Here is a 13,152-nt window from a genome sequence, read left to right on the forward strand (position 1 = left end):
GCTCCCGTCGGAGTTAGCACAATCTGGTGCCGGGGGTTAACCCGGCACCAGTGACCTGTTTGAGCGAGAATTACTCGTCTTCCAGTTCGATGTTGATACCCAGCGAACGAATCTCTTTCAACAGTACGTTGAAGGATTCTGGCATGCCCGGTTCCATCTGATGGTTGCCGTCCACGATGTTTTTATACATCTTGGTACGACCGTTCACGTCATCAGACTTAACGGTGAGCATTTCCTGCAGGGTGTATGCCGCGCCGTATGCTTCCAGCGCCCACACTTCCATCTCCCCGAAGCGCTGACCACCGAACTGTGCCTTACCACCCAGCGGCTGCTGAGTAACCAGGCTGTAAGAACCGGTAGAACGAGCGTGCATCTTGTCGTCGACCAGGTGGTTCAGTTTCAGCATGTACATGTAACCTACGGTTACCGGACGCTCGAACTGTTCACCGGTACGGCCGTCAAACAGCGTAATCTGACCAGACGTTGGCAGACCACCCAGTTGCAGCAGCTCTTTAATTTCAGCTTCTTTCGCACCATCGAAGACCGGCGTTGCGATTGGCATACCTTTTTTCAGGTTCTCAGCCAGGCGCAGCACTTCTTCATCGCTGAAGGTATTCAGGTCGACTTTCTGACGCACGTCGGTACCCAGATCGTAGGCACGCTGGATGAATTCGCGCAGTTTCGCGACTTCTTCCTGCTGCTTCAGCATGGCGTTAATCTTGTCGCCGATACCTTTCGCAGCCATACCCAGGTGAGTTTCCAGGATCTGACCGATGTTCATACGAGACGGTACGCCCAGCGGGTTCAGTACGATATCTACCGGCGTACCGTTAGCATCGTGCGGCATATCTTCGATCGGGTTGATCTTAGAGATAACACCCTTGTTACCGTGACGACCTGCCATCTTATCACCAGGCTGGATCTGACGTTTAACGGCCAGATACACCTTAACAATCTTCAGCACGCCTGGTGCCAGATCGTCGCCCTGAGTGATTTTGCGGCGTTTCGCTTCGAGTTTTTTCTCGAACTCGTGTTTCAGTTCGTCATACTGCTCAGCCAGCTGTTCCAGCTGATTTTGTTTCTCTTCGTCGGTCAGGCCCAGTTCCAGCCAGCGATCGCGTGGCAGTTTGTCGAGCTTCTCAGCTTCAACGCCACCGGCAACCAGCACCGCATAAATACGGCTGAACAGACCCGCTTCGAGGATCTGCAGTTCTTCAGACAGGTCTTTCTTAGCCTGTTTGAGCTGCATCTCTTCGATTTCCAGCGCACGCTTATCTTTCTCAACGCCGTCACGGGTGAAGACCTGAACGTCGATAACCGTACCGGAAACACCGTTTGGTACGCGCAGAGAAGAGTCTTTAACGTCAGACGCTTTCTCACCGAAGATTGCACGCAGCAGTTTCTCTTCTGGCGTCAGCTGGGTTTCACCTTTAGGCGTAACCTTACCAACCAGAATGTCGCCGCCGGTCACTTCCGCACCGATGTAAACGATACCGGATTCATCCAGTTTGGAGAGCGCAGCTTCACCCACGTTAGGGATGTCAGCGGTGATCTCTTCTGGCCCCAGCTTGGTGTCACGGGACACACATGCCAGTTCCTGAATGTGGATGGTGGTGAAACGATCTTCCTGAACCACACGCTCGGAGACGAGGATGGAGTCTTCGAAGTTGTAACCGTTCCACGGCATGAACGCTACGCGCATGTTCTGACCGAGCGCCAGTTCACCGAGGTCGGTAGACGGACCGTCTGCCAGCACGTCGCCGCGCTCAACTGGCTCACCCAGAGATACGCAAGGCATCTGGTTGATACAGGTGTTCTGGTTAGAACGGGTGTATTTGGTCAGGTTATAAATGTCGATACCTGCTTCGCCCGGATACATCTCGTCTTCGTTAACTTTGATAACGATACGGGATGCGTCGACGTACTGAACAGTACCGCCACGTTTAGCAACCGCAGTAACACCGGAGTCAACGGCAACAGCACGTTCCATACCGGTACCAACCAGCGGCTTATCAGCGCGAAGAGTTGGAACGGCCTGACGTTGCATGTTCGCACCCATCAATGCACGGTTGGCGTCATCGTGTTCCAGGAACGGGATCAGGGACGCACCGACGGATACCACCTGCTGGGTGGATACGTCCATGTAGTCAACCTGGTCGCGGCTGAACAAGCTGGATTCGCCTTTGCTACGGCAGGTAACCAGATCTTCTACAAAGTGGCCTTCGTCATCCAGGTTGGAGTTCGCCTGAGCGATAACGTAGTTGCCTTCTTCAATAGCAGACAGGTAATGAATTTCGTCGGTTACAACACCGTCAGTCACTTTACGGTACGGGGTCTCGAGGAAACCGTATTCGTTAGTCTGTGCGTAAACGGACAGGGAGTTGATCAGACCGATGTTTGGACCTTCAGGCGTTTCGATTGGACATACGCGACCGTAGTGCGTCGGGTGTACGTCTCGAACTTCAAAGCCTGCGCGTTCACGGGTCAGACCGCCTGGGCCGAGTGCAGAGATACGACGTTTGTGCGTAATCTCAGACAGCGGGTTGTTCTGGTCCATGAACTGAGACAGCTGGCTTGAACCGAAGAACTCTTTCACTGCTGCAGAAATCGGCTTGGCGTTGATCATATCCTGAGGCATCAGGGTATCCAGATCGCCCAGAGACAGACGCTCTTTCACCGCACGCTCTACACGTACCAGGCCAACGCGGAATTGGTTTTCCGCCATTTCGCCTACGGAACGGATACGACGGTTGCCGAGGTGGTCGATATCGTCCACTTCGCCTTTGCCGTTACGGATATCGATGAGCTTCTTCATCACTTCGATGATGTCGTCTTTGCTCAGGATACCGGAACCTTCGATTTCGTCGCGCAGCAGAGAACGGTTGAACTTCATACGACCAACCGCGGACAGATCGTAGCGGTCTTCGGAGAAGAACAGGTTCTCGAACAGGCTTTCCGCCGCTTCGCGAGTTGGTGGCTCACCAGGACGCATCATGCGGTAGATTTCTACCAGCGCGCTCAGACGATCGGTGGTTGGGTCGACGCGAATAGTCTCAGAGATATACGCGCCGTGGTCCAGATCGTTGGTGAACAGCGTTTCGATACGTTTGTGGCCAGACTGGCTCAGCTTAGCCAGCAGATCCAGGCTCAGCTCCATGTTCGCTGGGCAGATCAGCTCACCCGTTGACTCGTCAACGTAATCTTTCGCGGCTACTTTTCCTGCAATGTACTCAACCGGAACTTCGATGAGTTTGATATCATCTTTTTCCAGCTGGCGGATGTGGCGCGCGGTGATACGGCGACCTTTTTCCACATACACTTTGCCGTCGGCTTCGATGTCGAACGACGCGGTCTCACCACGCAGACGTTCCGGCACCAACTCCATCTGCAGCTTGTTGTCGCGGATTTCAAAGATCACTTTCTCAAAGAACAGGTCCAGGATCTGTTCAGTGGTGTATTGCAGCGCACGCAGAATGATGGTTGCAGGCAGCTTACGACGACGGTCGATACGGACAAACAGGTTGTCTTTCGGATCGAACTCGAAGTCCAGCCATGAACCACGGTAAGGAATGATGCGTGCGTTATACAGTACTTTACCGGAAGAGTGTGTTTTACCTTTATCGCTGTCGAAGAAGACGCCCGGGCTACGATGCAGCTGGGAAACGATAACACGCTCAGTACCGTTGATAACGAAAGTACCGTTGTCCGTCATGAGTGGAATTTCACCCATGTAGACTTCTTGTTCTTTAATGTCTTTTACGGTGCCTTCCGGCGCTTCGCGCTCGTAGATCACCAGACGCAGTTTTACGCGCAGCGGTGCGGAATAGGTCACGCCACGGATCTGACATTCCTGAACGTCAAACACCGGTTCGCCAAGGCGGTAGCTGACGTACTGCAGCTCGGAGTTACCGCTGTAGCTCTGAATCGGGAACACGGAGCGGAAGGCTGCTTCCAGACCGTACTGCCCTTCAGGATCTTGCTCGATAAACTTCTGGAACGAGTCAAGCTGGATAGAAAGGAGATATGGAATGTCCAGAACTTGTGGACGTTTACCAAAATCCTTACGAATACGTTTTTTCTCGGTATAGGAGTAAACCATAGGGTTCCTCAGCTCGCTGACAAGTCGACCCATCTGTCCGACGAAGGGACAGTTTGTGCAACACCATTTTGTGGACCGGAAAATTGAATACTTTCCGCAATACCTGTTGCTATCACGCTTAAATCATTTCGTCGCGATTTACACAGAGCGAGCACCCTGTCGCAATATATTAAGTCGTCGATAGAAACATGCATTGTCAGGACAATCAGCAGTCAAACAGTGTGAAATGCTACTGATGCCTTACAGCGCAAAAAGGCTGGTGACTAAAAAGTCACCAGCCATCAGCCTAATTACTTAGGCTGCAACCAGAAAAGTTGGCTTATTTAACTTCAACTTCAGCGCCAGCTTCTTCCAGAGATTTTTTCAGTGCTTCTGCGTCGTCTTTGCTCACGCCTTCTTTCAGCGCAGCTGGAGCAGATTCTACCAGGTCTTTAGCTTCTTTCAGACCCAGGCCAGTTGCGCCACGTACTGCTTTGATAACAGCAACTTTGTTAGCGCCAGCAGCTTTCAGAATTACGTCGAATTCAGTTTTTTCTTCAGCAGCTTCAGCCGGGCCCGCAGCTACAGCTACAGCAGCAGCAGCAGAAACACCGAATTTTTCTTCCATTGCAGAAATCAGTTCTACAACGTCCATTACGGACATAGCTGCAACTGCTTCAATGATTTGATCTTTAGTGATAGACATTTAAATTGTTCCTGAAAATCAGAATAAGTTTATACGTAAGCAAATGCTTTATAAAGATAACTGCGATTAAGCAGCTTCTTTCGCATCGCGAACAGCAGCCAGAGTGCGAACCAGTTTGCCAGCCGAAGCTTCTTTCATGGTTGCCATCAGGCGTGCAATTGCTTCTTCGTAGGTCGGCAGGGTTGCCAGGCGATCGATGTTCGATGCCGTGATCAACTCACCTTCAAAGGCTGCAGCTTTGACCTCAAATTTTGCATTCGCTTTCGCGAACTCTTTGAACAGACGAGCAGCAGCGCCCGGGTGTTCCATAGAGTATGCAATCAGGGTCGGACCAACAAACGTGTCTTTCAGGCACTCGAACTGAGTACCTTCAACTACGCGACGCAGCAGGGTGTTACGAACAACACGCATGTATACGCCAGCTTCACGACCTGCTTTACGCAGTTCAGTCATTTTGTCTACAGTAACGCCACGGGAATCCGCAACTACTGCAGACAGCGCGCCTTTGGCTACTTCGCTGACTTCAGCAACAATCGCTTGTTTGTCTTGAAGATTTAAAGCCATTAGCTTTGCTCCTGGATGTTTGCCGGAACTCATGTTCCGGAACTCACTTCACTCTCCCCAACGGAAAGAGCGTCTTAATACGGTGAGCAGAAACAAGCCAGAGTATCCAAAAATAATCTTAGCGTTCTGTCACCGTCTACGCAGGGGATTAAGTCTCTTGCGAAACACCTGCGGTCTTCGACGGAGGCCTGGATTAGGCCAGGCTCCAACGAACAAATCTTTTAGCCGCTAACTTTCGTTAGCAAACGTGGGGGTAAGATTGTAGACAAAATCACCGCCCACGTAAAGGCATTAGTTTGCAGCAGCGCTCAGGCCAGCCTGGTCAACTGCAACACCTGCACCCATGGTGGTGGAGATGCTAACTTTCTTGATGTACACGCCTTTCGCCTGAGTTGGTTTTGCTTTTTTCAGCGCAACCAGCAGAGATTCCAGGTTTTCTTTCAGTTTGTCAGCGTCAAAGTCCACTTTACCGATGGTGGTGTGGATGATGCCGTTTTTGTCGTTACGATAACGAACCTGACCTGCTTTAGCGTTCTTAACCGCTTCAGCAACGTTAGGGGTTACAGTACCAACTTTCGGGTTTGGCATCAGGCAGCGTGGACCCAGAACCTGGCCCAGCTGGCCAACAACGCGCATTGCATCTGGAGAAGCAATAACAACGTCAAAGTTCATTTCGCCTTTCTTGATCTGATCAGCCAGATCTTCCATACCTACCAGTTCAGCGCCGGCAGCTTTAGCAGCTTCAGCGTTTGCACCCTGAGCAAATACAGCTACGCGAACGGAACGGCCAGTACCGTGTGGCAGTACAGTTGCGCCACGAACGTTCTGATCGGATTTACGAGCGTCGATGCCGAGGTTAACGGCAACGTCAACGCTTTCAACGAACTTAGCAGTTGCCAGTTCTTTCAGCAGAGCGATAGCTTCGTTGATGTCGTACTGTTTGGTCGCATCAACTTTGTCACGGATCACGGACATGCGCTTGGTCAGTTTAGCCATTTCTTAGTCCTCCACTACCAGGCCCATGGAACGTGCAGTACCTTCGATTGAGCGAGTCATCGCTTCAATGTCGGCACCAGTCATGTCGGCAGCTTTGGTCTGCGCGATTTCCTGCAGCTGAGAGCGGGAAATTTTACCCACTTTGTCTTTGTTCGGTTTACCGGAACCAGACTTGATACCAGCCGCTTTCTTCAGCAGAACTGCTGCTGGAGGGGTTTTGGTAACGAAAGTGAAAGAACGGTCAGCGTAAACAGTGATTACGACTGGGATTGGCAGACCTTTTTCCAGGGATTCGGTTTTGGCGTTGAACGCTTTACAGAATTCCATGATGTTCACACCCTGCTGACCCAGAGCTGGACCAACTGGTGGACTTGGGTTCGCCATACCAGCTGCAACCTGCAGCTTGACGTAGGCTTGTACTTTCTTAGCCATTCTAAAATCCTCTGATTGGGTAATAGCGCCTCAGGAAGGCTCCCCGTGAATAAAATTCGTTTTACGGGCCGGGGCCCATAAAAACAAAAGGCGCGAAATTGTATTCCAATCTCGCGCCCTGTGCAACGATTAAATCGCCGCTTTTTTGATCGCTGCTTAGGCTTTTTCGACCTGCGCAAAGTCCAGTTCTACCGGGGTCGCACGACCGAAGATAGAAACAGAAACTTTCAGGCGGGACTTCTCGTAGTCCACTTCTTCAACGACGCCGTTAAAGTCAGCAAACGGACCGTCGCTAACACGAACCATTTCACCCGGTTCAAACAGCGTTTTAGGACGCGGCTTATCACCCACCTGCTGCAGGCGGTTCATAATCGCATCAACTTCTTTGTCGCTGATTGGCGCCGGACGGTCAGACGTGCCGCCGATAAAGCCCATCACGCGCGGTACGCTGCGCACCAGGTGCCAGCTCGCGTCGTTCATCACCATCTGAACCAGCACGTAACCCGGGAAGAATTTACGCTCGCTTTTGCGACGTTGGCCGCCACGGATCTCAACCACTTCTTCGGTCGGAACCATAACTTCGCCAAATAACTCTTCCATGTTGTGTAATTTGATATGCTCACGCAGCGACGTTGCTACGCGGCCTTCAAAACCGGAAAACGCCTGAACGACGTACCAACGCTTTTTAGGGGCTTCAGACATCTTAGAACCTCAGGCCAGTAATAAAGGAAACCAGGCGAACCAGAATACCATCCAGTCCCCACAGGATCAGTGACATTACAGCGGTAACCGCCGCTACGATCAGCGTGGTGTGCAATGTTTCCTGGCGAGTCGGCCAAATGACCTTACGAACTTCGGTACGCGCTTCACGTGCAAAAGCAACGGTTGCTTTACCTTTAGTCGTCAACAGCGCGACACCGCCCGCTGCAGCAATCAGAATCACCACTGCCAGCGCGCGGAGCGGCAGCATCATGTCACGATAAAGATAGTTGCCAACGATTGCCACAATCAGCAGCACGGCAACAGCGACCCACTTCATCGCTTCCAGGCCGCGCCCGCTCCCTTGAGCTTCGGTATTCGCACTCATAAACCAACCTGTCAGAAGAATTCTACAAATAATTTCACCCCGCGATTGCGAGGCGAGCCAAATCGAAACGCTAATCCCTTTATGGATTATACGCTCTCTGCAGAGCCTGTCTCAGCAATGATTATGACAAAAATAATCACTGATGAGCCAGGTTCTGATGTGAAAGCGTGCAAAAAGGGCATCAAATGATGCCCTTTTCATGCGCATTGCGTCAAATGTTATCAGCGATTAGCCGAGAACTTTAGCAACCACGCCCGCGCCAACGGTACGGCCGCCTTCACGGATTGCGAAACGCAGACCGTCGTCCATCGCGATTGGGTGGATCAGAGTCACAACCATCTTGATGTTGTCGCCTGGCATTACCATCTCAACGCCTTCTGGCAGTTCGATGGTACCGGTCACGTCAGTTGTACGGAAGTAGAACTGTGGACGGTAGCCTTTGAAGAACGGAGTATGACGGCCGCCTTCGTCTTTGGACAGAATGTACACTTCAGATTCGAACTTAGTGTGTGGCTTGATTGAGCCTGGCTTCGCCAGTACCTGACCACGTTCGATTTCTTCACGTTTGATACCACGCAGCAGAACACCAACGTTCTCACCAGCACGGCCTTCGTCCAGCAGTTTGCGGAACATTTCAACGCCAGTACAGGTAGACTTCGCAGTCTCTTTGATACCAACGATTTCAACTTCTTCGCCAACTTTGATGATACCGCGCTCTACACGACCGGTAACAACGGTACCACGACCGGAGATGGAGAATACGTCTTCGATTGGCAGCAGGAATGGCTTGTCAATCGCACGCTCTGGTTCTGGGATGTAAGAATCCAGGAAGCCAGCCAGTTCGATGATTTTCGCTTCCCACTCTGCTTCGCCTTCCAGCGCTTTCAGCGCTGAACCACGAACGATTGGGGTATCGTCGCCTGGGAAATCGTACTGAGACAGCAGTTCACGAACTTCCATCTCTACCAGTTCCAGCAGCTCTTCGTCATCTACCATGTCGCATTTGTTCAGGAACACGATGATGAAAGGAACGCCTACCTGACGACCCAGCAGGATGTGCTCACGAGTCTGAGGCATTGGGCCGTCAGTCGCAGCAACAACCAGGATCGCGCCGTCCATCTGCGCAGCACCGGTGATCATGTTTTTAACATAGTCGGCGTGGCCTGGGCAGTCTACGTGCGCGTAGTGGCGAGTCGGGGTGTCATATTCAACATGAGAGGTGTTGATGGTGATACCACGAGCTTTTTCTTCTGGTGCGTTATCGATCTGATCGAATGCGCGAGCAGAACCACCGTAGGTTTTTGCCAGAACGGTAGTGATTGCAGCGGTCAGCGTTGTTTTACCATGGTCAACGTGGCCGATAGTACCGACGTTAACGTGCGGTTTTGTACGTTCAAACTTTTCTTTAGACATCGATTGTCCCTCTAAGACACGGATAAATCGGTGATATCACCACATCAACCAGGCGAAATGCCTGAATTGTTGAATACAGTAAAATTGAAACAGAGAGAAACGGGAAGGAGAAGTGAAGTGGTGCTGATACCCAGAGTCGAACTGGGGACCTCACCCTTACCAAGGGTGCGCTCTACCAACTGAGCCATATCAGCACGTATTGGAGCGGGCAGCGGGAATCGAACCCGCATCATCAGCTTGGAAGGCTGAGGTAATAGCCATTATACGATGCCCGCATCCTGAAACTCGGCTACCCAGTTCTTTCTGTAACAAAAAAAGAGATTTCTCTCTTTTTCAGTTTGAGCTGGCTAATTTTCCCAACCAGCTCCGGCGGCATTTACGCTGCCAGAAAGTGGTGGTGGGGGAAGGATTCGAACCTTCGAAGTCTGTGACGGCAGATTTACAGTCTGCTCCCTTTGGCCGCTCGGGAACCCCACCGGACTTGATGGTGCCGACTACCGGAATCGAACTGGTGACCTACTGATTACAAGTCAGTTGCTCTACCTACTGAGCTAAGTCGGCATCAAGTAGCGCGCATTCTATGGATACCTGCGCGGTCATGCAACTAAAAATTTGCATAAAACGTTCTTTCGCTCACATTTTATGCGAACGGCGTATCGGACGCTGTAAAAGTAGTCATTTGAGGTCAAATATTCAACATATCAGCGTGATTTGCACCGTATTCACCGTAGCGTGACGGCTTCCGCGTTACGCAGCGCTTTCCATCTTTTTTCTTATTATTCCTGTCATCTGGTGTTAACCTCCTGCCCATTGTCCAAAATTAACTGTGTGATGAGCCATGATCCGGCAGTGTGATGCTGGCTCACTGAAGCATGCTTATGAGCAAAAAAGAGCAAACGTTAATGACGCCTTATCTTCACTTTAACCGCAGCCAGTGGGCTGCCCTGCGTGATTCCGTCCCTATGACGCTGACGGAAGGTGAAATCGCACGGTTAAAAGGGATAAACGAAGATCTGTCCCTGGAAGAGGTGGCAGAAATTTATCTCCCCCTCTCTCGCTTGCTTAACTTCTATATCAGCTCGAACCTGCGCCGTCAGGCTGTGCTGGAGCAGTTTCTCGGGACGAACGGTCAACGCATTCCTTATATCATTAGTATCGCAGGCAGCGTGGCCGTGGGTAAAAGTACCACCGCGCGTGTTCTGCAGGCGCTGCTGAGCCGCTGGCCGGAACACCGCAGCGTGGAGCTGATCACCACCGACGGCTTCCTGCACCCGAACGAGGTATTAAAAGAACGCGGGCTGATGAAGAAGAAGGGCTTCCCGCTTTCTTATGATATGCACCGTCTGGTGAAATTCGTTTCCGACCTTAAATCTGGTGCCCCAAACGTCACCGCGCCAGTCTATTCGCACCTGATCTACGATCGCATCCCGGGTGGGGATAAAACGGTGGTCCAGCCGGACATCCTGATTCTGGAAGGTCTGAACGTGCTGCAAAGCGGGATGGACTATCCTCACGATCCGCATCACGTATTCGTCTCGGATTTCGTCGATTTCTCTATTTATGTCGATGCGCCGGAAGACCTGCTGCAAAACTGGTACATCAACCGCTTCCTGAAGTTCCGCGAAGGGGCGTTCACTGACCCGGATTCCTATTTCCACCACTATGCCCAGCTTTCTGAAGAAGAAGCGATCAACGTGGCCACGGGGCTGTGGAATGAGATCAACTACGTGAACCTCAAAGAGAACATCCTGCCGACGCGCGAGCGCGCGAGCCTGATCCTCACCAAGAGCGAGAAGCACGCCGTCGACCAGATTCGCCTGCGCAAATAATCAAGCAGACATAAAAAAACCGGCTTAGCGCCGGTTTTTTTCGTTATGCCTGTGGCTTCTCGCCATTTTCATCCTGATCGACCGCGAAGCAGGCAACCAGCTGGCCGCCATAATCCTTCAGCTGCGGCTGGAGCTGGGTGCACGGGCCAAAGCGGCGACTGCAGCGGGCGTTGAATGCACATCCCGGAGGCGGATTCATCGGACTTGGCAGTTCACCCGTCAGCTTAATACGCTCACGACGATCGTCCGGGTTCAGACGCGGCGTCGCGGACAGCAGCGCCTGGGTATACGGGTGACGAGGGTTATTAAAGATCTGGTCTTTGGTCCCCTTCTCCACGCAGCGCCCCAGGTACATCACCATCACTTCATCGGCAATATGCTCCACCACCGACAGGTCGTGGGAGATGAACACGTAAGACAGCCCCAGCTCCTGCTGGAGATCCATCATCAGGTTCAGCACCTGCGCACGCACGGATACGTCGAGTGCAGAGACCGGCTCATCGGCAATCACCACGTCCGGATCGAGCATCAGCCCACGGGCGATCGCAATACGCTGACGCTGGCCGCCGGAGAACATGTGCGGATAGCGATCGTAATGCTCGGTTTTGAGGCCGACCTTCGCCATCATCGCCAGCGCTTTTTCACGGCGCTGCTCTTTGCTCAGATTACTGTTGATCAGCAGCGGCTCTTCCAGAATCTGCCCGACTTTTTTACGCGGGTTCAAAGAACCATACGGGTTCTGGAACACAATCTGGATTTTCTGGCGACGCAGCTTCTGCGCCTGCGGATCGTGCTTAAGCAGATCCTGCCCCTGATAATAGAGCTCACCGCCGGTCGGCACTTCAATCATCGTCAGCAGACGGCCCAGCGTGGATTTACCGCAGCCTGACTCCCCTACCACCGCCAGCGTTTTACCGCGCTCGAGGTTAAAAGAGACGCCGTCCAGCGCTTTCACCAGGCGTTCAGGGGCAAACAGCCCCTTCTTCACCGGGTAGTATTTTTTCAGGTCGATGGCCTGCAACAGCGGCTGTTGCTTGGTGGCCTGTTGCGTACTCATAGTGTTGGCCTCCCGGCATCATCGAGTGGGTAGTGGCATTTCGACTGACGACCGTCAGCAAGCTGGTTCAGCTCTGGCTCTTCTGCCCGGCATTTGTCCGTCGCATATGGGCAGCGCGGATTGAGCAGACAGCCCTGAGGACGGTCATATTTACCCGGTACCACACCCGGCAGCGACGCCAGACGCGCTTTGTCCTGGGCAAACTCCGGCAGCGCGCGTAAAAGCGCCTGGGTATACGGGTGACGCGGCGCGCGGAAAATATCGTGTGAATTTCCGGTCTCGACCACCTGACCGGCATACATCACGATAATTTTGTGCGCGGCTTCGGCCACCAGCGCCAGATCGTGCGTAATCAGCACCAGCGCCATATTCTCTTTCTGCTGCAGCTCCAGCAGCAGTTCGATGATTTGCGCCTGAATAGTCACATCCAGCGCCGTCGTCGGTTCATCCGCAATCAGCAGTTTTGGTCGACAGGCAATCGCCATCGCGATCATCACGCGCTGGCTCATCCCGCCGGAGAGCTGGTGCGGGTAAACGTCCAGACGCGATGCCGGGTCAGGAATACCCACCTGGTTCAGCAGATCGATCGCGCGCTGACGACGGGTTTTCTTATTCCCGCCCTGATGCACCTTAATCGCTTCCATAATCTGGAAACCCACGGTGTAGCAGGGGTTCAGGCTGGTCATGGGATCCTGGAAAATCATCGCCACTTCGGCGCCCACCAGCTGGCGGCGCTGTTTCTCAGAAATGCGCTTCAGGTCCTGACCGTTGAACTGCAGGTTTTCCGCCATCACGCGGCCCGGGTAATCAATCAGCCCCATGATCGCCAGTGAGCTCACTGACTTACCGGAACCGGACTCCCCGACAATGCCAACCACTTCGCCCTGATTTACGCTGTAGCTGATGCGGTCCACGGCGCGAAACGGGGTGCCTTCGTCGCCAAAGTGCACCGATAATTTATCTACATTTAATAACGCCATCTCGTGCCTC

The 13,152-nt window shown here is 52.6% G+C and carries 11 protein-coding genes and 4 tRNA genes; 1 reads left to right on the forward strand and 14 read right to left on the reverse strand.

The genetic code is table 11. The features are described from left to right. Positions 1-70: 70 nt before the first annotated feature. The 12 genes from rpoB to V4835_RS22500 all read right to left on the reverse strand — a co-directional run bounded on the left by rpoB (position 71) and on the right by V4835_RS22500 (position 9,837). On the reverse strand, positions 71-4,099 hold the full coding sequence (rpoB, locus tag V4835_RS22445; protein WP_023334099.1) for a DNA-directed RNA polymerase subunit beta: 4,029 nt from the start codon (positions 4,097-4,099) through the stop codon (positions 71-73). 319 nt (positions 4,100-4,418) lie between these two features. Beyond that, entirely contained in the window at positions 4,419-4,784 is a 366-nt protein-coding gene (gene rplL, locus V4835_RS22450) for a 50S ribosomal protein L7/L12 (RefSeq protein ID WP_006176746.1), read from the reverse strand. Positions 4,785-4,850: 66 nt separating this feature from the next. Beyond that, complete coding sequence (rplJ, locus tag V4835_RS22455) at positions 4,851-5,348, reverse strand: 50S ribosomal protein L10 (protein ID WP_005132895.1); 498 nt, start codon at positions 5,346-5,348, stop codon at positions 4,851-4,853. A gap of 291 nt (positions 5,349-5,639) precedes the next feature. Beyond that, complete coding sequence (gene rplA / locus V4835_RS22460) at positions 5,640-6,344, reverse strand: 50S ribosomal protein L1 (RefSeq protein ID WP_331413795.1); 705 nt, start codon at positions 6,342-6,344, stop codon at positions 5,640-5,642. Between the two features lie 3 nt (positions 6,345-6,347). After that, positions 6,348-6,776, reverse strand: coding sequence for a 50S ribosomal protein L11 (gene rplK / locus V4835_RS22465; protein WP_063145615.1), 429 nt, complete (start codon positions 6,774-6,776; stop codon positions 6,348-6,350). A 156-nt stretch (positions 6,777-6,932) separates the two neighbouring features. Continuing rightward, positions 6,933-7,478 (reverse strand): transcription termination/antitermination protein NusG, encoded by a 546-nt coding sequence (nusG, locus tag V4835_RS22470; RefSeq protein ID WP_002438628.1) that lies wholly within the window; start codon positions 7,476-7,478, stop codon positions 6,933-6,935. Between the two features lies 1 nt (position 7,479). Next, positions 7,480-7,863 carry a preprotein translocase subunit SecE gene (gene secE / locus V4835_RS22475; protein WP_014068449.1) on the reverse strand — a complete coding sequence of 128 codons (384 nt, stop codon included), beginning with the start codon at positions 7,861-7,863 and terminating at the stop codon, positions 7,480-7,482. A 228-nt stretch (positions 7,864-8,091) separates the two neighbouring features. Continuing rightward, complete coding sequence (gene tuf / locus V4835_RS22480; RefSeq protein ID WP_014068448.1) at positions 8,092-9,276, reverse strand: elongation factor Tu; 1,185 nt, start codon at positions 9,274-9,276, stop codon at positions 8,092-8,094. A 118-nt stretch (positions 9,277-9,394) separates the two neighbouring features. Next, a tRNA-Thr gene (locus V4835_RS22485) sits at positions 9,395-9,470 on the reverse strand. 6 nt (positions 9,471-9,476) lie between these two features. After that, positions 9,477-9,551 (reverse strand) — tRNA-Gly (locus V4835_RS22490). 117 nt (positions 9,552-9,668) lie between these two features. After that, positions 9,669-9,753 (reverse strand) — tRNA-Tyr (locus tag V4835_RS22495). Between the two features lie 8 nt (positions 9,754-9,761). Further along, positions 9,762-9,837: transfer RNA gene (locus V4835_RS22500), tRNA-Thr, on the reverse strand. A gap of 317 nt (positions 9,838-10,154) precedes the next feature. Between V4835_RS22500 and coaA the strand changes: the two genes are divergently transcribed. Next, positions 10,155-11,105, forward strand: a complete 951-nt coding sequence (gene coaA / locus V4835_RS22505; RefSeq protein WP_063145380.1) for a type I pantothenate kinase — start codon at positions 10,155-10,157, stop codon at positions 11,103-11,105. A 43-nt stretch (positions 11,106-11,148) separates the two neighbouring features. Here the strand turns inward: coaA and dppF are convergent, their stop codons facing one another. After that, positions 11,149-12,162, reverse strand: coding sequence for a dipeptide ABC transporter ATP-binding subunit DppF (gene dppF / locus V4835_RS22510; protein ID WP_331413797.1), 1,014 nt, complete (start codon positions 12,160-12,162; stop codon positions 11,149-11,151). Then, positions 12,159-13,142, reverse strand: coding sequence for a dipeptide ABC transporter ATP-binding protein (gene dppD, locus V4835_RS22515; RefSeq protein ID WP_008502772.1), 984 nt, complete (start codon positions 13,140-13,142; stop codon positions 12,159-12,161). Before dppD ends, dppF begins: the two co-directional genes overlap by 4 nt. Positions 13,143-13,152: the final 10 nt, after the last annotated feature.

The sequence above is a fragment of the Enterobacter cloacae complex sp. CARB60 genome, from assembly GCF_036487345.1.
Classification (GTDB): domain Bacteria; phylum Pseudomonadota; class Gammaproteobacteria; order Enterobacterales; family Enterobacteriaceae; genus Enterobacter; species Enterobacter asburiae_D.

Bases quoted from the DNA above. Each gene is read 5' to 3' on its own strand.
- rpoB (WP_023334099.1), bottom strand. From the start codon at position 4,099: ATGGTTTACTCCTATACCGAGAAAAAACGTATTCGTAAGGATTTTGGT.
- rplL (WP_006176746.1), bottom strand. From the start codon at position 4,784: ATGTCTATCACTAAAGATCAAATCATTGAAGCAGTTGCAGCTATGTCC.
- rplJ (WP_005132895.1), bottom strand. From the start codon at position 5,348: ATGGCTTTAAATCTTCAAGACAAACAAGCGATTGTTGCTGAAGTCAGC.
- rplA (WP_331413795.1), bottom strand. From the start codon at position 6,344: ATGGCTAAACTGACCAAGCGCATGTCCGTGATCCGTGACAAAGTTGAT.
- rplK (WP_063145615.1), bottom strand. From the start codon at position 6,776: ATGGCTAAGAAAGTACAAGCCTACGTCAAGCTGCAGGTTGCAGCTGGT.
- nusG (WP_002438628.1), bottom strand. From the start codon at position 7,478: ATGTCTGAAGCCCCTAAAAAGCGTTGGTACGTCGTTCAGGCGTTTTCC.
- secE (WP_014068449.1), bottom strand. From the start codon at position 7,863: ATGAGTGCGAATACCGAAGCTCAAGGGAGCGGGCGCGGCCTGGAAGCG.
- tuf (WP_014068448.1), bottom strand. From the start codon at position 9,276: ATGTCTAAAGAAAAGTTTGAACGTACAAAACCGCACGTTAACGTCGGT.
- coaA (WP_063145380.1), top strand. From the start codon at position 10,155: ATGAGCAAAAAAGAGCAAACGTTAATGACGCCTTATCTTCACTTTAAC.
- dppF (WP_331413797.1), bottom strand. From the start codon at position 12,162: ATGAGTACGCAACAGGCCACCAAGCAACAGCCGCTGTTGCAGGCCATC.
- dppD (WP_008502772.1), bottom strand. From the start codon at position 13,142: ATGGCGTTATTAAATGTAGATAAATTATCGGTGCACTTTGGCGACGAA.